Source organism: Actinoplanes auranticolor (genome assembly GCF_018332655.1).
In the GTDB taxonomy this organism is placed as follows: Bacteria; Actinomycetota; Actinomycetes; order Mycobacteriales; family Micromonosporaceae; genus Actinoplanes; species Actinoplanes auranticolor.
The window spans coordinates 87,833-107,392 of record NZ_BOQL01000006.1 but is presented as its reverse complement, the minus strand read 5'-3'; the positions used below and the strand labels follow the sequence as shown (position 1 = coordinate 107,392).

The window sequence follows — 19,560 nt, the reverse complement described above, 5'->3', positions numbered from 1 at the left end:
GCTCAGTCGAACGACAGCTCGCCGGTCCGGGTGCGCTTGAGCTCGAAGAAGTCCGGGAAGGAGGCCAGCGCCAGGGCGCCGTCGAAGATCCTGGCCGCCTGCTCGCCGCGCGGGATGCTGGACAGCACCGGGCCGAAGAACGCCACCCCGTCGATGTGCATGGTGGGTGTGCCGACGTCCTCGCCGACCGGGTCCATGCCCTCGTGGTGGCTCTTGCGCAGCGCCTCGTCGTAGTCGGTGCTGCGGGCGGTCGCGGCCAGGGTCGCCGGTAGTCCCACCTCGGCCAGGGCCTGCGGGACCACCGCGTCGAAGTCCTTCTGGTCGTGCTGGTGGATGCGGGTGCCCAGCGCGGTGTAGAGCTCACCCAGCACCTGCTCACCGTGCTGCTGGGCGGCGGCCGTCACCACCCGGGCCGGGCCCAGCGACCGGTCGACGAGCTCGCGGTACCACTCCGGGAGCTCGCGGTGCTCGTTGAGGACGTACAGGCTCATCGGCCGGAAGTGCAGCTCCAGCTCGCGCAGCCGCTGGACCTCGAGGATCCAGCGGGAGGTGATCCAGGCGAACGGGCAGGCCGCGTCGAAGTAGAAATCCACCCTGGTCAAGTCTGCTCCTTCGGTCATGTGCCGGCCGAGCCTACGACGGTAGAGTGGCACCACCCAAGGGCCGATCCGGCGTCCTCCGAGCAGACCAATCGCGGGTCCGATGAGCTTCCAGGTGCACCTGACCGGTTCAGGTGATCTTGTCGTCCAGGTCTACCGGCAGCTGCGGGAGGCCATCCTGGACGGCCGGCTGCGACCCGGCGAGCGGCTGCCGGCCACCCGCGAGCTGGCCCGCAGCGCGGCGGTGTCCCGCACCACCGTCTCGACGGCGTACGAGCGGCTGCTGGCGGAGGGTTTCGTCACGGCGCGGGTCGGCTCCGGCACCTTCGTCGACGGCACCGGCGCCCTCGACCGGCCCGCCGGCTCCGCTCCCGGCGGCCGCCTGCAGCCCCGCGGGATCTGGCCGGAGCTCGCCACGACCGCGCCGCAGCGCCCGGAGCCCCGGTACGACCTGCGGGTCGGCACCCCGGACCCGGCGCTGTTCCCGCTGCCGTCGTGGCGGCGCCTGCTCAACCGCGAGCTGCGCACCGGCACCCTGGCCGCGGGCAGCTACGCCGACCCGGCCGGTCATCCCGCGTTGCGCGCCGCGGTGGCCCGCCGGCTGGGCATCTCCCGGTCGGTGCGCACCGGGCCCGGCGACGTGCTGGTCACCGACGGCGCCCAGCAGGCGCTCGACCTCATCGCCCGGGTGCTGGTGGAGCCCGGTGACGTCGTGGCGGTGGAGGAGCCCGGCTATCCGCCCGCCCGCCGGTTGTTCCGGTCCCACGGCGCCACCGTGGTGGGTGTGCCGGTGGACGACGAGGGGCTGGTCGTCGACGCGCTGCCGCCCCGGGCGCGGATCGTCTACACGACCCCGTCGCACCAGTTCCCGCTGGGCGTGCCGATGTCGCACGCCCGGCGCCGGGAGCTGCTGTCCTGGGCGCAGCGGCACGGCAGCGCCGTCGTCGAGGACGACTACGACAGCGAGTTCCGCTTCGGGAAGAGGCCGCTGGAGCCGTTGCAGAGCCTCGACCGCGACGGCCACGTCGTCTACGTCGGCTCCTTCTCCAAGACCATGCTGCCGGCGCTGCGGCTGGGCTTCCTGGTCGCGCCGGTCACGCTGCTCCCGGCTCTGCGGCTGGCCCGGCAGGTGGCCGACCGGCACGGCGACACCAGTGCCGAGGCGGCCCTGGCCGCCTTCATCGAGGAGGGCCTGTTCGGCCGGCACCTGCGTAATGCCAGCAAGGTGTACGGCGCCCGCCGCGCCCTGCTGCTCTCCGCGCTGGACGGCGACCTGGGCCGGTGGCTGGCTCCGGTGGCCTCGGCGGCCGGCCTGCACCTGACGGCCCACCTGCGCCCGGACGCCGGGGTGGACGCCGCCACCGTGGTCACGCGGGCCGAGCGCAGGGGGGTCGGCGTGCAGAGCCTGGCGGACTTCTGCGCGGTGCCGCCGGTCCGCGACGGGCTGGTGATCGGGTACGGCAGCATCCCCACCGACCACCTCCCCGAAGCGCTGCGCCGGCTGGCCCGCTGCTTCACCGCGTGAGCCGGATCGGCCCGAACGGCCGGCGGGTCCCGGCGTCCTGATCGCGCGGGCCGGGCCGGCCACCGTTCCGGTGCCGCCGTGGGCAGCCTGGCACCGCCCTGTCGCCATCCTTGCAGAATAATCTCTGCATAAAACTCTCTGCATGGTCTACCGTGAGCCCATGACCGATCCTCAGCAGGACCGCCACGTCACCGATCCCGCCGACCTCAAGGCCGTCGCCCACCCGCTGCGGGTGCGCATGCTCGCGCTGCTGCGCCGGCACGGCCCCGCGACCGCCACCGAGCTGGCCCGCCGGCTCGACACCGAGACCGGCTCGACCAGCTACCACCTGCGCATCCTGGCCAAACACGGCTTCGTCGCCGAGGCCCCGGCCGACCCGCAGGAGCGCCGACATCCCCGCGAACGCCGCTGGGCGGCCGTGCACCGCACGACCGGCTGGAGCAACACCCAGCTCGCGGCCACCGACGCCGGCCGGGAAGCGGCCGCGATGATGCGCCGCCGGCAGGTCGAGGTCCTGATCGGCGACGTCGAACGCTTCGAGGCCGAGCAGGACCGGCTGACCCCGGCCTGGGTCGAGGCCGCGGGCATCGGCGACCTTCAGGTACGGCTGACCGAGACGTCCCTGAGCGAGCTGTGGGACCGCTTCTACGCCCACCTCGACGAGCTGCGCGCCCGTGACACCGACGACCCGGCCACCGCCGTGGTCTCCATCGTGGTGGCCGGGTTCCCCCGCGCCGCGGACCGATGACCGGCGTCGCGGCCGCGCGCCGCTACGCGTTGCTGAACGCCCTGCTCTGGTTGCCGGCCGGGCTCTACCTGGTCCCGCTGGTCCTGCTCATGCTCGACCGCGGCCTGACGGTGCCGGTGATCGCGGTCGTCGGCGTCGTCTACGGCCTCACCATCGCCGTGCTGGAGCTGCCCACCGGCGGGCTGGCCGACGTGCTCGGGCGCCGGCCGGTGCTGATCGCCTCGGCCGTCGCGGGCGCCGCCGGCCTGCTGCTGCTGGGCCTGGCCGCCACGGTCGCCCTGTTCGTGGCCTCCGCCGTGCTGCGCGGCGCCGCCCGGGCCCTGTCCACCGGCCCGCTCGAGGCGTGGTACGTCGACACCGTCCACGCCGATCAGGGACGCGACACCGACCTGACCGCCGGCCTGGCCCGCGGCGAGGTCGCCGCCTCGCTGTCGCTGGGTGCCGGCACTCTCGTCGGCGGGCTTCTGCCCCTGGTCGTGGGCGATGTCGGCCCGCTGCCGGCGCTGGCCGTGCCGGTGCTGATGGCAGCCGCGGTGGAGGTGCTGCGGGCGGTGCTCACGGCCGGGCTGCCCGAGCCGCCCCACCCGCGCCCGGCGATCGGTGCCGTGCTGCGCGGCGTGCCCGCCACCGTGGCCGCCGGGCTGCGGGTGGCCGGCCGCGACCGCGCGCTGACCCGGGTCATGCTGGCCGCGGGCGGAGCGGGTGTCGCGCTGGGCACGATCGAGCTGCTCACGCCGGCCTGGCTGGCCGGCCTCTCCACCGGCCCCCGGGCCGCCGCCACCTACGCGGTGGTCGCGGCGGCCGGCTTCGGCGCGGACGCGGTCGGCGGGATGCTCGCCGCGTGGACGGTACGCCGCTTCGCCTCGCACGCCCGGGCTGCGACGGCCGGCTGGACCGTGTCGGCGCTGGCTCTGGCCGGGCTGGCGGGCTGCGCGATGCTGTCCGGGACCGTGGCCATGGTGCTGGCCGGGATCGCGTACTGCCTGCTCTTCATCGGGCTCGGTGCCGCCTTCCCGGCGCAGGCCCACCTGCTGCACGAGCGGGTCGAGCCGGGCGAGCGCGCCACGGTGCTGTCCGTGCAGTCGCTGCTGATGCAGGCGGTGGGCGCGGTGGTCATCCCGGTGATCGGCTGGCAGGCCACCCGCAACGGCATCGAGGCCGGCTACGCCGTCAGCGCGGTGGTCCTGCTCGCCTCGGCCGGGCTCTTCCTGCGCCTGCGCAGCGGCACCCGGCCGGCTGTCCCCGAGCCCGTCGGATAGCGCGTTCTTGTCGTACCCCTGCGGCAGGATCCCGGCATGACTGATGAGCGCATCGCGTTGGTGACCGGGGCCAGCCGCGGGGTCGGCAAGGGCATCGCGCTGGCCCTCGGCGCGGCCGGCCACACCGTGTACGTCACCGGCCGGTCGACCGACGGCAGCATCACCTACCCCCGCGTCGGGGGCAGTGTCGAGCAGACCGCGCGGGAGGTCACGGCCGCCGGGGGCCGGGGCGTCCCGATGGTGTGCGACCACACCGACGACAGCCGGGTCGCGGCCGTGATCGACGCCATCCGGGACCGCAGCGGCGGCCTCGACCTGCTGGTCAACAACGTCTGGGCCGGCTACCGGCCGTACCACGAGGGCAGGCACACCGACATGGAGGGCGCGTTCTGGGAGCAGCCGCTGTCGGTCTGGGACGACATGTTCACCGGCGGCGTCCGCGCCCACTACGCCACCACCGTGCTGGCCGTGCCGGTGCTGCGCCCGGGCGCCCTGGTCGTCACGGTGTCCTTCTTCCCCGGCAGCTACCTCAGCGGCGAGGACCAGGTGGCGTACAGCGTGGCCAAGGCCGCGGACGACCGCATGATCGCGGTGATGGCCGAGCAGCTGCGGCCGCGGCAGGTCACCGCCGTGAGCCTCTATCCCGGCCTGGTCCGCACCGAGGGCGTCATGAACGCGGCCGAGTTCATGGACCTGTCCAACTCGGAGTCGCCGGAGTTCGTCGGGCGCGCGGTGGTGGCCCTGGCCGGCGATCCCGCGGTGGCCCGCCACACCGGGCGGTGCCTGGTGGCGGCCGAGCTCGCCGAGGAGTACGGCTTCACCGACCTGGACGGGAGCCGCCCGGCCAGCGCCCGCGACCACTTCCGGGAGCGCGCCGCCGGCAGTTGACACAGATCGATGGATGGACTGGTCTGGGCGTCCACCGGCAGCTACCCGCTCTACCGCTTCGAGGATGCCGGCGAGTACCAGTACCACGTGGAGGTCCCGCAGCGGCTGCCCGCGAAGCCGGTCAAGGTCAGCGCCACCTCCAGCCTCGGCGGCCAGTCCCGTGCGATCACGCCGACGGCCTGGCCGAACGCGACCCCGCCGCCGCGGCCGACGGGATACCAGAAGGACTTCATCGACGCGTACCTGACGCCCACGGACATCCGGGCGCGGATCCAGCGGCTGGGCCGGCAGTACGACGACCTGGTCGACGTGATCGACCTGCCGCGCCGCACCCAGGGCTACCGGCGCACGGCCGCGGCGTACCTCGGTGACCCGGCCGCGGCGGCGGTCGTGGTTGAGTCGGTCAAGTTCGGCGACCAGGCCATGAACGGCGTGCAGGTGCGCACGGTCGATCCCGGACGGGCGAACAGGCCGCTCGGGGCGACGTACCGGGACCGGGTGCTGACCGTGTCACTGGCCACCGACGCCGGCGGCAACGACTTCAACTTCCAGCGTAAGAACCTGGTCAACCACTGCACGGGCGCGGCCCGCGACCCCGCCCTGCGCAACTCGTGGGGTGTCGACATCAACCGCAACTACACGGTGGGCTCCTACTTCGACGGTTACGTGGGCGGCAGCCCGAACTGCCTGAGGCCGAGGGCCGGGTCACGCTCCCCCGCCCGTCGATCGACGAGTCGAAGTACTTCCTGGACAGCGCCCGCCGCATCGTCGGGGCCATCTCCGCCGAACGCGGCACGGTGACCTGGCCCGCGTACACCGGCCCGGTCGCCGACGTCCTGTACTCGGCGGCGGGCAACTCGGCCGACCAGCTCTACTACGAACTGGGCATCGTGGCCTGGAACTTCGAGGTCGGCAACGACATCTGGAACGAGGAGACCCGGCAGTGGGAGGGCGTGGGCTTCCAGCCCCCGTTCACCGAAGCCCACGCCGAATCCCAGGAGTACGCGGACGGCCTGCTGGAACTGGTCCGCATCGCCCGCGACAGCACCGCAGCCACGCGTTAGGGGGAAGTCACGTCCGGCCCGGTACGGGCGGCCAGCTCCCGGACCACGTCGACGAACAGGTCGATGTCGGCCGGGGTGGTGCGCCAGTTGACGATCGCCGGACGCAGCGCCACCCGGCCGCCGTAGACGGTGGTGCCGCAGAAGACCCGGCCGTCGGCGATCAGGGCCTCGCCGACGGCCCGGTTCCACCGGTCCAGGTCCGCCTCCGCCAGGCCGGGGCGGGCGACCCGGAAGCACACGATGCACAGGGGCACGTCGGCGAGGCGCTCCAGCTCGGGCGCCTCGTCGACCCGCCGGGCCAGGTGCTGGGCCAGGTCCAGGTGGCGCTCCACCATGGCGCGGTGGCCCTGCCGCCCGTACGCGGCCAGCGTCGCCCAGATCGGCAGCGACCGCGCCCGCCGCGACGACTCGGGACCGTAGAGGCCGTAGCCGCCGCCCGGGTCCTGCGGCCCGGGCAGGTACGCGGCCCCCGGCATCCCGAACGCGGTGCCGAGCCGCTGCGGTTCCCGGATCAGCGCGAACCCGCTCTCGTACGGCACGTTGAGCCACTTGTGCCCGTCGGCGGCGATGGAGTGGGCCCGGTCGATCCCCCGCATGAGGTGCTCGGTGCGCGGCGACAGGGCGGCGAACAGCCCGAACGCGCCGTCGACGTGCAGCCAGGCGCCGTACCGCTCGGCCAGGCCGGCCAGCGCGTCCACCGGGTCGAAGTCGCCGGCGTTGACCTCCCCGGCGTTGGCGATGAGCACCGCCGGGGCACCGCCGAGCCCGGCCAGTCGCTGCTCGATGCCGTCGAGGTCGGCCCGGCCCACGTCGTCCCGGGCGAAGACCTCGACCGTGTCCCGGCCGTGGCCGAGCATCTGCAGCGCCTTGCGGGCGGAGGCGTGCACGTAGCCGCCGGAGAGCACCGGCATCCGCGGCAGGCCGGAGAGCCCGTCGCGGACGGTGTCGGCGCCCTGCCGCTCACCCCACCACTGGGTGGCGCAGCCCAGCGAGGTGAAGTTGGCGAAGGTCGCGCTGCCGACCAGCGCGCCGCCCCAGCCGGCTCCGAGCCCGAACAGCTGCCGCAGCCAGTCCAGCACGACGGTCTCCACCTCGTGCGCGAAGGGCGACGACACCCGGGCGAACGCGTTCTGGTCGAGCAGGGCGGCGGTCCAGTCCGCGGCCAGCGCGGCCGGGGTGGTGCCGCCGGTGACGAAGTGGAAGAACCGCGGCCCGGACGACGCCGTGGCGGTGGCCGTGCCGATCTCGAGGAGCCGCTCGACGGCCGCGGCGGTGCCGTCGCCGTGCTCCGGCAGCGGACCGGCCAGGCCGGCGAGCAGCTTCGCGGCGGCGGGGTCGTGCACCGGCCGTGCGGCCAGGGAGTCCAGGTAGGGCCCGGCGGCCGCGGAGACCCGGGCGAGCGCCGCGGTCGCCGCGTCGCGGTCCAGCAGAGGATCAGCCATACCGGAAGCCTCACGCATCCCGACCGGCGGCGACAGCGATCGACGCGAAGCCGACCGTGATCGGCCGAAGGGGTGCCCGGAGTAAGACTCTTCGTCCGGATCCGCCCGCGCAGGGTATCGCTCACCCCGGGTGACATGTTCTGCTCAGATCCGCATGCGCGAGACCGATGGGGTTGGCGACACATCGAGAAGGAGGACCTGCCGATGCGCTGGCCGCGAGCCACAGCACCGGCGTGGCCCGTGCACGCCGCGACCGCGGCCGCCGTGGTGGGCGCCGGAGCGGCGTACGCCCTGGCCGGGCCGGAGTGGCGCCCGGCGGTGTACACCCTCGTCTCGGTGCTGCCGATCGTCACTCTCCTCGCGGCGCTGGCCAGCGGGCACCTGCCGGACCGCCGGCCGTGGCTGCTCGCCGTCGTCGGCCTGGGCCTGCTCTTCGCCGGTCAGCTGATCTTCCCCGGCTGGGTCAACGAACCGCACCTGGGCCGGGCGCAGGGCTCGGCGCTCGATCTGACCCAGTCCACCGCCCACATGTTCTTCCTGGTCGGCGTGGCCGCGGCAGTGCGCCGGCGGGCCAGCGCCGACCCGGGCGGCATCATCGACGCGACCCTGTTCGGGCTGTGCGCGGGCGGACCGCTGTGGGAGTGGGTCATCCAGCCGCACCTGCCCGCGGCGGCCCAGCCTTTCGGCCAGGTGCTGCTGCTGGCCGACCTGCTGGTGCTGTGCGGCGTCATCGGCTGTGTCGTGCGGATCGGCATGATGGCCCGGCCGGGCCGCGGCACCCTGGGATATCTGCTCGTCACCGGCGTCGTCACGCTGGCCGCCACGGCCACGGGCACGCTGGCCAGCGGCTCGGGCACCGTGTGGAGCACCGGGCTGATGATGGTGGCGTACCTGACGATCGCGGCGGCGCCGCTGCATCCGGACGCGCCGGCGATCACCCTGCCGGTGGGCGCCGGACCGGGTGCCGGGCGCCAGCGGCTGGGCTGGCTCGCGGCCGCGCTGAGCGCCAATCCGCTGATCGCGGCGGTGCAGGTGCTGCGCGGCACCGAGTCGGCGAGTCTGCTGCTGCCGGTCGGGACGCTGCTGGTCGTACCGCTGGTGCTGCTGCGCATCCGGCACCTGTCCGGCCAGCGTGACCGCGCCGAGCAGACGCTGGCGTACCACGCGACCCACGACGAGCTGACCGGCCTGTACAACCGCCGGCACATCGCGGCCGAGATCGACCGGGCGCTCGCCGAGGTGGACCGGGGCACCCTGGACGAGGTGACGATCCTGCTCTGCGACCTCGACGGCTTCAAACCCGTCAACGACCGGTACGGGCACCCGGCCGGCGACGCGGTCCTGCGAGCGGTGGCGTCCCGGCTGACCGCCGCGGTCCGCCGGGAGGACCTGGTCGGGCGCCTGGGCGGCGACGAGTTCCTGATCCTGTGCCGGGGTGCGCTGGGCCCGGAGTCGGCCGAGCTCACCGCCCGCATCACCGAGGCCGTCCGGGCGCCGTTCCCGCTGGCGGCCGGCGTGGTCTCGGTCGGCGTGACCACCGGCATGGCGCAGGCCGGGCCCGGCCGCACGGTCGACCGGGACGTGCTGATCGGGCTGGCCGACGCGGCCATGTACGCCGGCAAGGCCGCCCGCGGCCGCGACGCCCGGCCGCACCGCGACGACGCGGCCCCGGCCAGCCGCTGAACCGCCGGCCAGCCGATACCGCACCGGCCAGCCGCTGAGTCGCCGGCAGCAGCACGGCCGGCGCCGCGGCCAGGCCCGGAGCAGTCCGCTCTGGATCAGCTCGGCCAGGATCGATCCGGCCGGGACCAGCCCGGTCCGGACCGGGCCGGTTCCGGCCGGCCTGGTTCGGGTCGGGCCGCGCCGGATCGGGCCGGCCGGGATCCGGCGCGGCGCTCGGCGCTGAACAGCCGCGACACACCCCTGCTCGATCGGCCGTCGGCCCCGGTCACGGGCGCGGAACCGGCAGGCTGGAGACTGGGCCCAGGGCGAGGAGAGGTCGGGCGCGTGGGCGTGCGGAAGAACATCCTGATCACCGGGGCGAGTGCGGGGCTGGGCGAGCAGATGGCCCGCGACTTCGCCGCGCGGGGCCGCGATCTCGCGCTCTGCGCGCGCCGACTGGACCGGCTGCAGGCCCTGCGGGAGGAGCTGGTGGCCGCCCATCCCGGCATCACGGTCACGGTACGGCAGCTCGACGTCACCGAGCACGCCCGGGTGTTCGAGGTGTTCGACGCCGTCCGCGCCGAGTTCGGCACCCTGGACCGGGTGATCGTCAACGCCGGTGGCGGCAAGGGCCGGGCGATCGGCACCGGCGGCTTCGACACCAACCTGCACAGTGCGCAGACCAACTTCGTCGCCGCGCTGGCGCAGTGCGAGGCGGCCGTGCAGATCTTCCGCGACCAGGGGCACGGCCACCTCGTGGTGATCTCCTCGATGAGCGCGATGCGGGGCCTGCCCCGGGGCATGACCACCTACGCCGCCACCAAGGCCGGCGTGGCCGCGCTCGCCGAGGGCATCCGCGCCGACCTGCTGGGCACCGCGGTCAAGGTCACCACGGTCTTTCCCGGCTACATCGTCTCGGAGGCCAACCCCGCGGCGAAGCCCAAGCCGATGATGGTCTCCACCGAGCAGGGCGTCCGGGCCATGGTGCGGGCCATCGAACGCGAGCGCCCGCAGGCCAAGGTGCCGGCCTGGCCGTGGGTGCCGATGGGCTTCGTGATGCGCCACGCGCCGCTGCGGGCGGTCGCCCGGTTCAGCTGAGCCCAAGTCGCGGTCCAGAATCCACCGCGGGTTCACGCGACGCACCGTGACCGGCAACGCACCGCCCGCAGGCTGCCAGGAACCCATCGAGGAGGTTCCATGGATCGGCGAACGATGCTGCGAGCGACAGTGGTCGGTGCGGGGGCGGTGGCGCTGCCCTTCACCGCGTGGTCCGCGGCGTACGGCGCACCGGCACAGAACGCCACCGGGCCGTACGGACCGCTGCAGGCCGCCGACGCGCGCGGCATCCAGCTGCCGGCCGGCTTCACCAGTACGATCGTGGCCCGGTCCCGGCAGGTCGTCAGCGGCACGTCCTACGTCTGGCACGACGCCCCGGACGGCGGCGCGGTCATCGCCAACGGCACCGGCTGGGTCTACGTCTCCAATTCCGAGGTCAGCTCCTCCTCCGGCGGCGGCGCCTCACGGATCCTGTTCAACTCCGCCGGGGCGATCGTCGGCGCCTCGCGGATCCTGTCCGGCACCAACCAGAACTGCGCGGGCGGCAGGACGCCGTGGAACACCTGGCTATCCTGCGAGGAGGTGAGCCTGGGCCGGGTCTTCGAGACGTATCCCCTGGGCGGCACGGCCGTCTTCCGCCCGGCCCTGGGCCGGTTCAAGCACGAGGCCGCGGCGGCCGATCCGGTACGCCGGGTCGTCTACCTCACCGAGGACGAGAGCGACGGCAAGTTCTACCGCTTCGTCCCGGCGGCCTGGGGTGACTTGTCCGCCGGCACCCTGCAGGTCTTCCGGGCCGGCACCACTACCTCGGGCAGCTTCACCTGGGCGACCGTGCCGGACCCGGACGGCTCCCCCACCGCCACCCGCTACCAGGTGTCCGGGGCCAAGACCTTCAACGGCGGCGAGGGCTGCCACTACGCCGACGACACCGTCTGGTTCACCACCAAGGGCGACAACCGCGTCTGGCAGGTGAACCTCGCGTCCGGCACCTACGAGCTCGCGTACGACGACAACCTGGTCAGTCCCGGCACCGCGCCACTGTCCGGGGTGGACAACATCACCGGCACCACCGCCGGTGACCTGTACGTCGCCGAGGACGGCGGCAGCATGGACATCTGCCTGATCACCCCGGACGACAAGGTCTCCCCGTTCCTGCGGATCACCGGCCAGGGCGGCTCCGAGATCACCGGCCCGGCCTTCACCCCGGCCGGCGACCGCCTCTACTTCTCCTCCCAGCGCGGCACCAGCGGATCGTCGTCCGGCGGTATCACCTACTGCGTCACCGGGCCTTTCCGCCGCTGACCGAGGCAGGCCCGCGGTCGCGCGCCCGGTCAGGCAGCCGGGGCGCGGCCCGGGCCGGTACCCCCTCGTCGAGGAACTCGTCGATCATCGCGGCCAGCCACTCGGCGCGCTGCGGGACGCCGGTGTGGGTGGTGCCCGGCAGCACCGCCAGCCGGCAGGCCGGCAGTCCGGTCAGGTCGCCGGCGACGCCGCCGCCGAGCAGCCGGAACATCTCCACCGCGTGCTCCGGGCGCACGATGTCCGAGTCCCCCAGCACCAGCAGGACCGGGGCGGCCAGCGCCCGGATCTGCGCGGCGGTCCACCGGGGCAGGTTCGCGTCCAGCACCTTCATCTTGGTGACCAGGGTGGCGAAGCCCGCCGGGTCCGGCGCGGTCCGCAGGTACTCGTCGTGCAGCTCCGAGCCGTACAGGTGCTCGGGACGCAGGTCCTGGATGCCGTCCAGCAGGCCGGGATGCAGGCCGGCGTCGTCGAAGCTGACCGAGGCCAGGACCAGCCGGCCGACGCGCCCGGCGTGGTCGGTGCCCAGGCGCAGCGCCACCGCCGCGCCCATGCTCCAGCCGAAGACGTCGGCGGTGGCGATACCCAGCCGGTCGAGCAGCTCGACCACGTCGGCGGCGAAGTCCTCCACCGTGAACGGGCGGTCGATGTCCGGGGTCCGGCCGTGGGCCTGCAGCTCGACCGCGATGACCCGGCGGGTCCGGGCCAGCAGCGGCAGGATCGCGCCGAACGAGGTGCCGATACCGGAGAGCGCGCCGTGGATCAGCAGCACCGGACGGCCTTGCGCGCTGCCGTGTTCCTCGTGGTAGATGTCCATGCCCCCACGATGTCCGGCCGCCCTTACGGTTCCCTTCCGGTCCGCTGCGCGCTTGTAGGGTGTGCGCCATGCGATTCGGCATCCTCGGCCCGCTGGCGGTCACCACCGACACCGGTGAGCCGGTCGTCGTGCCCGGCGCCAAGGTGCGCGTCCTGCTGGCCGACCTGCTGGCCAACCGCAACCAGGTGGTGTCGGCCGACCGGCTGATCGACGACCTGTGGGCCACCGACGTGCCCGCGAACCCGCTCGGCGCCCTCCAGGTGCGCATCTCGCAGCTGCGCAAGGCGCTCAACGACGCCGAGCCCGGCGCCCGCGACCTGATCGAGTCCCGCTCCCCCGGGTACGTGCTGCGGACCACCGCGGTGGACGCGGACGACTTCGCCGAGCTGGCCGGCGCCGGCGACGTCGAGACGCTGACCTCCGCGCTGAAGCTGTGGCGCGGCGACGCCTACGCCGACATGGCCGACGAGGAGTTCGTCCGGGCCGAGGCGACCCGGCTGACCGAGCAGCGCCTCACCGTCCGGGAGCGGCTCGCCGACGCGCGGCTGGCCCGCGGCGAACACGATCTGGTCGCCGCCGAGCTGGCCGAGCTCATCGCCCGGCATCCGCTGCGCGAGAGCCTGCGGGCCCTGCACCTGCGGGCGCTGTACGCGGCCGGCCGCCAGACCGAGGCCCTGGACAGCTACGCCGACCTGCGCGAGCGCCTCGCCGACGAGCTGGGCCTGGACCCCGGCCCCGAGGTGGCCGCCCTGCACCGCAAGATCCTGGAGCAGGACTCCGCGCTGAGCCCGCCCCCGAAGGCCGCCATCATCCGCAACAGCCTGCCGGCCCGGCTCGACGAGCTGGTCGGGCGGGCGGAGGCGCTCGCCGAGCTGCGCACGCTCGTCCCGGGGCAGCGGCTGGTCACGCTGGTCGGGCCGGGCGGCGTCGGCAAGACCCGGCTGGCCACCGAGGCGGCCCGGGAGCAGGTGTTCCCCGACGGTGTGCACCTGGTCGAGCTGGCGCCGCTGCCGGCCGGTGACCCGGGCATCGCCGAGCGGGTGCTCAGCACGCTGGGCGTGCACGAGGCGGCCGGTGCCGGGGTCGCCCCGGACGACCGGCTGACCACCGCGCTCCGGGGGCGGGAGCTGCTGATCGTGCTGGACAACTGCGAGCACGTGATCGAGCCGGCCGCTGCCCTGGTCGCCCGGCTGCTGCGGGAGGCGCCCGGGGTCACGGTGCTGGCCACCAGCCGCGAGCCGCTCGGGCTCAGCGGGGAGGTGCTCTGGGAGGTGCCGCTGCTGGCCGTACCGGATGACGAGCGGGACCTCGACGCGGTCCGCCGGTCCGCCGCGGCCCGCCTCTTCACCGCGCGCGCCGCCGCCCAGCAGCGCAACTTCCGGCTCGACGAGCGCACCGCGCCCGCGGTCGCGCGGCTCTGCCGGCGCCTGGACGGGCTGCCGCTGGCCCTGGAGCTGGCCGCCACCCGGGTGCGCTCGCTCGGGGTGACCGGCGTGGTGGACCGGCTGGACGACCGGTTCCGGCTGCTCAGCACCGCCCAGCGCGACGTGCCCGACCGGCAGCGCACGCTGACCGCGGTGATCGGCTGGAGCTGGGACCTGCTCGACGCCGCGGATCAGCGGGTGCTGGCCTGGCTCGCGGTCTTCGCCGACGGCTGCCCGCCGGAGGCGGCCGAACAGGTCTGCGGGGCGGACCTGGATGCCATGGCCCGGCTGGTGGACCGGTCCCTGGTGGTGCCCGACGACAGCGGCGGGCAGCCGCGCTACCGCTTGCTCGAATCCATCGCGGCATTCGGCCTGGAGCGGCTGGCCGACCCCGCGGCGGTACGGGCCCAGCACGCGGCCTACTACACCGCGCTGGCCGAACGCGCCGACCGGCACCTGCGCGGCGCCGACCAGCAGCAGTGGCTGGCCCGGCTGGACGCGGAGACGGCCAACCTGCGCGTAGCCCTGGCCCACGGTGGCGGGTTGCGCCTGGCCAACGCGCTGACCTGGTACTGGATCCTGCGTGGCCGGCTCACCGAGGCCCGGCGGGGCCTGGCTCACGACGGCAGCGCGGCCGAGCAGGCCCGGGCGGCGGCCTGGCGGACCGGGTTCGCGCTGCTGCAGGGCGCCCCGGTCGTACCGGAGGAGATCCGCGCCGCGCTGGCCGCGCACCCCGGCGACCGGGCGGCGTGGTTCGTGGCGAACGCGGTGCTCGACCGCGGCGAGGTCACGCTGGCGGCGGAGCTGCTGCCCACGGAGTTCGAGGACCGCTGGACCGAGGCGGCCGTGCTCAGCACCCGGGCCAAGCTGGCCCACATCCACGGCGATCTGGCCGAGCTGGAGCGCACCGGGACCCGCAGCGACGCACTCTTCGCCGAGCTGGGCGACCGCTGGGGCCGGCTGCAGGCCAACGACTGGCTGGGCGGGCTGCTCGAGATGCGGGGCGACCACGAGGGGGCGGCGGCCCTGCACGAGCAGGGTCTCGGCTGGGCCGAGGAGCTGGCACTGTGGCCGGACGTGGGCGGCAAGCTGTCCTGGCTGGCCTGGCTGGCGGTGCAGACCCGCGACTATTCGCGGGCCCGGGAGCTGGGCGAACGCGCGTACCGGCTGGCGGCGGAGCAGGACGCGCCGGCCGCGATGGTCTTCGCCGGCATGAGCCTCGGCATGGCCGCCCGCCGCAGCGGCGACGTGGAGCCGGCGCTGCGCCACCTCGGCGCCATCGCCGAGCAGGGCCGGGCCGAGGCGCAGCCCGCCCTGTACCTGCCGATGATCCTGGTCGAGCTCGGCTACGCGGCCGAGCAGAGCGGTGATCCCGATGCCGGGCTGGCGCTGCACCTGGAGGCCTTCGCGGCCGCGCGGGCGATCGACGCGCCGCGCGACGCCGTCATGGCCCTGGAGGGGATGGCCTCGGCCGCGCCGGCGCCGGAGGTCGCCGCCCGGTTGCTCGGTGCCGCGGCCGCCGCGCGGGTGGCGTTGCAGGCCCCCGCGGCCCCGGCCGAACGCGACGAGACGGACCGGGTCACCGCCCGCGTCTCCACCGCGCTGGGCCCGGAACGCTTCGCGGCGCTGCTCGCCGAGGGCGGCCGGCTGGGCCCGGACGACGCCCGGGCCCTGCTGCCACCCCGCTGATCAGGCGGCCTTCGGCCGGTACGACGCGATGATCACGCCGCTCTTCATGACCTTGGTGTCGATCAGCTCGAAGGAGGTCTTGACGTCCTTCAGCGGCGTGCTCAGCGAGTCGCCGCCCTCCAGCACCGGGTGGATCCAGAAGCGCACCTCGTCGACCAGGCCGGCCGCGAGCAGCTGGGCGGTGACCGAGCCGTAGCCGTACTGCAGGATGTCCTTGCCGTCCTGGGCCTTGAGCGCGGTCACCGCCTCGATCAGATCGCCCTGCAGCACCTCGGTGTTGTTCCAGGTGGGGTCGGTCAGGGTGGTCGACGCGACGTACTTCTTGACGTTGTTGAAGTAGGCCGCACCGGTGTTCGGGTCGCTCTCGTCCATGGCCGGCCACGCCACCGACATGCCGTCGTAGGTGGCCCGGCCCATCAGCAACGCGTCGGCGTTGTCCGTCTGCGACCCGGCGAAGGCGCCGGCCTCGTCGTCGAAGTACGGCATGGTCCACATCGGGTTGTCGATGACGCCGTCGAGGGTGATGTAGGTCGAGTTGATGAGCTTGCGCATCGTGGATCTCCTTGATCGGGGCGTGCCGTGCTGACCACCGGATCATGTCCGGCCGCACTTACGGTTCTCTTCAGGTGCGGCTACGGCCGGGTGGTCAGCTGGACGGCGGTGTAGCCGCGCAGGACGAAAGTCGGGCGGTGGACCGGCTCGGCGGCCAGGGCCAGGCGGGGCGCGTGGTCCAGCAGCGCGGTCAGGGCCGTACGCAGCTCGAGCCGGGCCAGCGGCGCGCCGAGGCAGAAGTGCAGGCCCGCGCCGAAGCCGACGTGCGGATTGGGATCGCGGCCCACGTCGAACGAGTCCGGGTCGGCGAACGCGGCCGGGTCGCGGTTGGCCGCGCCGAGCAGGGCGGCCACCTCGGCGCCGGCCGGGATGGTGACTCCGGCCAGCTCGACGTCGGCAGCGGCGGTGCGGACGAACATGTGCAGCGGCGGGTCGTACCGGATCATCTCCTCGGCCGCGGTGGGGACGAGCCCGCGGTCGGCGCGCAGCCGCGCGTGCTGGGCGGGATGCCGCAGCAGGGCCACCACGCCGCCGCCGAGCGCGTTCACCGAGGCCTCGTAGCCGGCGTTGAGCAGCAGGATGGCCGAGGCCACCAGTTCGTCGGCGGAGAGCCGGTCGGTGCCGTCGCGGACCGCCACCAGCCGGCTGACGAGGTCGTCGCGCGGCTCGGCCCGGCGGCGCTCGGCCAGGTCGCGCAGGTAGTCGGCGAACTCCCGGCTCGCGGCCAGGGCGTCGGCCTCGGTCTGCGGAGTGCGGGTGACCTCGTACATCCGCACGATCGCGGCCGACCACGGGCGCAGCCGGTGCCAGTCGGCGGCGGGCACGCCCAGCAGCTCGGCGATCACCGTGACGGCCAGCGGCTCGGCCACCTCGGCCAGCAGGTCGAACTCCGGGCCGGTGGCGGCCAGCAGCGCGGCGGCCTCGGCCGCGACGGCGGGGCCCAGCCGTTCCACGTGCCCGCGGGTGAAGGCCCGGGCGACCAGCGACCGCAGCCGGGTGTGCACCGGCGGCTCGTTCTCCATCATCTGGTGGCGGTGCAGCAGGTTGAACGGCTCGTAGACCGCGGCGGGCTCGCGGTCGCGCCAGAACCGGCCGAGGCGGCGGTCGCGCAGCACCCCCTCGACGGCGGCGTGCCCGGCCGCCAGCCACCGGCCGGTCGGGGCGTGCCAGCTCACCGGCGCCCGTACCCGCAGCTCGGCCAGCTGCGGGTACGGGTCGCGCAGGAACCCGGGATCGGCGAAGTCGACGTCCACCCCCGCACGGTAACGGGGTCCGGCGCCGGCACCACGGTCAGACCCTGGCGTCCTCACGGATCCCGGCCGGTGCCGGCGGGGCCGCCCGCGGTACCCGGCGCCCGGGCATCCACCAGTTGGCCTTGCCGCACAGCTCCATCACCGCGGGGACGAGCACCATCCGGACGATGGTCGCGTCGATGAGCACGGCGACGGCCATGCCCAGGCCGATCTGCTTGACCGAGACGTCCGGGCCGAGCAGGGCGGTGGTGAAGACGGCGATCATGATGGCCGCCGCGGCCGTGATGACCTTGGCCGTCCGGGCCAGGCCCAGGGTGACGGCCCGGCGGGTGTCACCGGTGCGCTCGTACTCCTCACGGATCCTCGAGATCAGGAACACCTCGTAGTCCATCGACAGGCCGAACAGCAGCGGGAACATCATCATCGGCACCCACGTCGTGATCGGCATGGCGGTGGGGAACCCGAGCGCCGGGCCGAGCCAGCCCCACTGCACGACCGCGACCAGCACGCCGTAGGCGGCGCCGATCGACAGCAGGTTCATGACCGCGCCCTGCAGGGCGATCGTCACCGACCGGACCAGGGCGATGAGCAGCACCAGGGACAGCACGATGACGACGCCGATCATCAGCGGCAGGCGCGAGCTCACCTCCTCGGCGAAGTCGATGGTGGCGGCGTTCGGGCCGCCGACGTAGACCTCGCCACCGTCGGCGACCCCGGGCAGCACGTCGTCACGCAGCTCGTGCACCAGCTCGGTGGTCGCCTCCTCCTGATATCCGGTCCGCGGGAACGCCATGAAGGTCGCGGCCCGCCCGTCCTCGCTGACCCGCGGCGGCGTGGCCGAGGCGATGCCCTCGGTCGCGCGGACCGCGGCGATCACGGGACCCAGGTCGGCGTCCGGCGAGCCGATCCGGGTGGCGAAGATCAGGGGGGCGCCGTAGCCCGGGCCGAAGCCCTCGGAGAGGATCTCGTAGGAGGTGTAGCTGCTCCGGTCGTGCGGCTGGACGCTGGCGTCGGGCAGGCTCAGCCGCATCGACAGCGCCGGCCCGGCGAGCACCAGCAGCAGCGCGCCGGCCAGCAACGCGGCGACCAGCGGCCGGCGCTGCACGACCCCGGCCCAGCGCTCGGCGGGGGCCCGCCGCTCCCGGGGCGGGGCACCGGCGGCGCCACTCGTACGGAGGGTGCGACGCGGCAGTCGCAGAGAATTGATCTTGTGGCCGGTGAAGCCCAGGAACGCCGGCAGCAGCGTCACCGCGGCGACCATGGTCACCAGGACGGTCACCGACGCGCCGATGGCCACGCCGGTCATCATCCGCTGCCCCATGGCGATCAGGCCGAGCAGGGCGATCAGGACGGTCGTGCCGGCGAACAGCACCGCGTGCCCCGCGGTGGTGATGGCCGTGACCGTGGCCCGCTCGGGATCGTCGCCGGCCCGCAGGCCGTCCTTGTAGCGGGTCAGGATGAACAGCGCGTAGTCGATGCCGACGCCGAGGCCGATCAGGACGGCGACGAGCACGGTGAAGTCCGGGGCCGGCACCACGTGCCCGACGATCTTCATCAGGGCGACGCCGCCGACCACGGCCATCAGCCCCGTCACGATCGGCAGGCCCATCGCCACCAGCGATCCGAACGCGATGAACAGGATCACCGCCGCGGCCAGCAGACCCACGCCCTCGGCCGGGCCCTGCGCGGGTGTCTCGGCCTTCTCCGCCGCCTCCCCGCCCAGCCCCAGCGTCAGGCCGTCCCCGGAGGCCGCCTTGACCGCGTCCACCAGCGGCACCACCTCCGCCTTGGGCAGTTCCAGGCCGGTCAGCGGGACGGTCGTGCGGGCGATCCGGCGGTCCGGCGTGACCAGCGCCGGATCCGCGTACGGCGAGACCACCGGCCCCGTGACCGCCGCGGCGTCCAGCTCGGCGAGGACCTTCTCGATCCGCTGCCGGACGGACGGGTCGTCGATCCCCCGGTCCGCCTTGACGGCCAGGGTGAGGGTGTCGCCCTGCTGCTGGGGGAAGTGCTGCTCGATCAGCACCTGGGCCCGGGCGGAATCGGACTCGCCCCCGGAGTAGGCGTTGTCGGCGGCGGCCCCGAAGCCGAAGCCGAGGACCGACACGGCGAGCACGCCGAGGATCCAGCTCAGCAGCACCAGGCGGCGGCGCCGGTAACAGAAGCGGGCCAGCCGGGCCAGGGCGCCGTCCGCGGGTGGAGTCTCGGTGGGCATGGTCGCTCTCCTCGGGTTCTGCGGATGTCGCCTGATCCTGTCGCCGGGAACGGCACGGATCGTCCGGC

At 74.3% G+C, this 19,560-nt stretch carries 16 protein-coding genes; 10 read left to right on the top strand and 6 right to left on the bottom strand.

Translation table 11 applies throughout. The features are described 5' to 3' along the window. Positions 1-2: 2 nt before the first annotated feature. Positions 3-602 carry a mycothiol-dependent nitroreductase Rv2466c family protein gene (locus Aau02nite_RS03480; protein ID WP_281420951.1) on the bottom strand — a complete coding sequence of 200 codons (600 nt, stop codon included), beginning with the start codon at positions 600-602 and terminating at the stop codon, positions 3-5. 100 nt (positions 603-702) lie between these two features. Between Aau02nite_RS03480 and pdxR the strand changes: the two genes are divergently transcribed. The 6 genes from pdxR to Aau02nite_RS46150 all read left to right on the top strand — a co-directional run bounded on the left by pdxR (position 703) and on the right by Aau02nite_RS46150 (position 6,083). Further along, the gene (gene pdxR / locus Aau02nite_RS03475; RefSeq protein WP_212986830.1) at positions 703-2,124 is read left to right on the top strand and encodes a MocR-like pyridoxine biosynthesis transcription factor PdxR; all 1,422 of its coding nucleotides are present in this window, start codon (positions 703-705) and stop codon (positions 2,122-2,124) included. A 160-nt stretch (positions 2,125-2,284) separates the two neighbouring features. After that, positions 2,285-2,872, top strand: a complete 588-nt coding sequence (locus Aau02nite_RS03470; protein ID WP_212986829.1) for a helix-turn-helix domain-containing protein — start codon at positions 2,285-2,287, stop codon at positions 2,870-2,872. After that, entirely contained in the window at positions 2,869-4,131 is a 1,263-nt protein-coding gene (locus Aau02nite_RS03465; RefSeq protein WP_212986828.1) for an MFS transporter, read from the top strand. The genes Aau02nite_RS03470 and Aau02nite_RS03465 overlap by 4 nt, the downstream gene beginning before the upstream one ends. 36 nt (positions 4,132-4,167) lie before the next feature. Next, on the top strand, positions 4,168-5,019 hold the full coding sequence (locus Aau02nite_RS03460) for an SDR family NAD(P)-dependent oxidoreductase (protein ID WP_212986827.1): 852 nt from the start codon (positions 4,168-4,170) through the stop codon (positions 5,017-5,019). A 9-nt stretch (positions 5,020-5,028) separates the two neighbouring features. After that, positions 5,029-5,820, top strand: coding sequence for a hypothetical protein (locus tag Aau02nite_RS03455; protein WP_246594862.1), 792 nt, complete (start codon positions 5,029-5,031; stop codon positions 5,818-5,820). Then, positions 5,817-6,083, top strand: coding sequence for a hypothetical protein (locus tag Aau02nite_RS46150; protein WP_246594861.1), 267 nt, complete (start codon positions 5,817-5,819; stop codon positions 6,081-6,083). The genes Aau02nite_RS03455 and Aau02nite_RS46150 overlap by 4 nt, the downstream gene beginning before the upstream one ends. Here the strand turns inward: Aau02nite_RS46150 and Aau02nite_RS03450 are convergent. After that, positions 6,080-7,525: a pyridoxal phosphate-dependent decarboxylase family protein gene (locus Aau02nite_RS03450; RefSeq protein WP_212986826.1), complete on the bottom strand. Its 1,446-nt coding sequence runs from the start codon at positions 7,523-7,525 to the stop codon at positions 6,080-6,082. The two genes, Aau02nite_RS46150 and Aau02nite_RS03450, sit on opposite strands and share 4 nt — an antisense overlap. A 204-nt stretch (positions 7,526-7,729) precedes the next feature. On the opposite strand from Aau02nite_RS03450, the gene Aau02nite_RS03445 reads away from it, so the two are divergent. From Aau02nite_RS03445 to Aau02nite_RS03435, 3 genes are all read left to right on the top strand, one after another. Further along, positions 7,730-9,208, top strand: a complete 1,479-nt coding sequence (locus tag Aau02nite_RS03445; RefSeq protein WP_212986825.1) for a GGDEF domain-containing protein — start codon at positions 7,730-7,732, stop codon at positions 9,206-9,208. 324 nt (positions 9,209-9,532) lie between these two features. Continuing rightward, a complete protein-coding gene (locus Aau02nite_RS03440) occupies positions 9,533-10,285 on the top strand; it encodes an SDR family oxidoreductase (RefSeq protein ID WP_246594860.1) in 753 nt (250 codons plus the stop codon). A 99-nt stretch (positions 10,286-10,384) separates the two neighbouring features. Further along, complete coding sequence (locus tag Aau02nite_RS03435; protein WP_212986824.1) at positions 10,385-11,545, top strand: alkaline phosphatase PhoX; 1,161 nt, start codon at positions 10,385-10,387, stop codon at positions 11,543-11,545. On the opposite strand, the gene Aau02nite_RS03430 is transcribed toward Aau02nite_RS03435, so the two are convergent. Then, the gene (locus Aau02nite_RS03430) at positions 11,523-12,359 is read right to left on the bottom strand and encodes an alpha/beta fold hydrolase (RefSeq protein ID WP_212986823.1); all 837 of its coding nucleotides are present in this window, start codon (positions 12,357-12,359) and stop codon (positions 11,523-11,525) included. The genes Aau02nite_RS03435 and Aau02nite_RS03430 overlap by 23 nt on opposite strands. Before the next feature lie 68 nt (positions 12,360-12,427). Between Aau02nite_RS03430 and Aau02nite_RS03425 the strand changes: the two genes are divergently transcribed. Then, positions 12,428-15,472, top strand: a complete 3,045-nt coding sequence (locus tag Aau02nite_RS03425) for an AfsR/SARP family transcriptional regulator (protein WP_212986822.1) — start codon at positions 12,428-12,430, stop codon at positions 15,470-15,472. Here the strand turns inward: Aau02nite_RS03425 and Aau02nite_RS03420 are convergent, their stop codons facing one another. The 3 genes from Aau02nite_RS03420 to Aau02nite_RS03410 all read right to left on the bottom strand — a co-directional run bounded on the left by Aau02nite_RS03420 (position 15,473) and on the right by Aau02nite_RS03410 (position 19,492). Further along, complete coding sequence (locus tag Aau02nite_RS03420; RefSeq protein WP_212986821.1) at positions 15,473-16,024, bottom strand: dihydrofolate reductase family protein; 552 nt, start codon at positions 16,022-16,024, stop codon at positions 15,473-15,475. 80 nt (positions 16,025-16,104) lie between these two features. Further along, positions 16,105-17,277, bottom strand: a complete 1,173-nt coding sequence (locus tag Aau02nite_RS03415) for a cytochrome P450 (protein WP_212986820.1) — start codon at positions 17,275-17,277, stop codon at positions 16,105-16,107. 37 nt (positions 17,278-17,314) lie between these two features. Then, on the bottom strand, positions 17,315-19,492 hold the full coding sequence (locus Aau02nite_RS03410) for an MMPL family transporter (protein ID WP_212986819.1): 2,178 nt from the start codon (positions 19,490-19,492) through the stop codon (positions 17,315-17,317). Positions 19,493-19,560 lie beyond the last annotated feature (68 nt).

What these genes read in the sequence shown, in the direction of transcription:
- Aau02nite_RS03445 (WP_212986825.1), top strand. Translation starts at nt 7,730, where the DNA reads ATGCGCTGGCCGCGAGCCACAGCACCGGCGTGGCCCGTGCACGCCGCG.
- Aau02nite_RS03435 (WP_212986824.1), top strand. Translation starts at nt 10,385, where the DNA reads ATGGATCGGCGAACGATGCTGCGAGCGACAGTGGTCGGTGCGGGGGCG.
- Aau02nite_RS03425 (WP_212986822.1), top strand. Translation starts at nt 12,428, where the DNA reads ATGCGATTCGGCATCCTCGGCCCGCTGGCGGTCACCACCGACACCGGT.
- Aau02nite_RS03450 (WP_212986826.1), bottom strand. Translation starts at nt 7,525, where the DNA reads ATGGCTGATCCTCTGCTGGACCGCGACGCGGCGACCGCGGCGCTCGCC.
- pdxR (WP_212986830.1), top strand. Translation starts at nt 703, where the DNA reads ATGAGCTTCCAGGTGCACCTGACCGGTTCAGGTGATCTTGTCGTCCAG.
- Aau02nite_RS03465 (WP_212986828.1), top strand. Translation starts at nt 2,869, where the DNA reads ATGACCGGCGTCGCGGCCGCGCGCCGCTACGCGTTGCTGAACGCCCTG.
- Aau02nite_RS03410 (WP_212986819.1), bottom strand. Translation starts at nt 19,492, where the DNA reads ATGCCCACCGAGACTCCACCCGCGGACGGCGCCCTGGCCCGGCTGGCC.
- Aau02nite_RS03460 (WP_212986827.1), top strand. Translation starts at nt 4,168, where the DNA reads ATGACTGATGAGCGCATCGCGTTGGTGACCGGGGCCAGCCGCGGGGTC.
- Aau02nite_RS03430 (WP_212986823.1), bottom strand. Translation starts at nt 12,359, where the DNA reads ATGGACATCTACCACGAGGAACACGGCAGCGCGCAAGGCCGTCCGGTG.
- Aau02nite_RS03420 (WP_212986821.1), bottom strand. Translation starts at nt 16,024, where the DNA reads ATGCGCAAGCTCATCAACTCGACCTACATCACCCTCGACGGCGTCATC.
- Aau02nite_RS03455 (WP_246594862.1), top strand. Translation starts at nt 5,029, where the DNA reads ATGGATGGACTGGTCTGGGCGTCCACCGGCAGCTACCCGCTCTACCGC.
- Aau02nite_RS03470 (WP_212986829.1), top strand. Translation starts at nt 2,285, where the DNA reads ATGACCGATCCTCAGCAGGACCGCCACGTCACCGATCCCGCCGACCTC.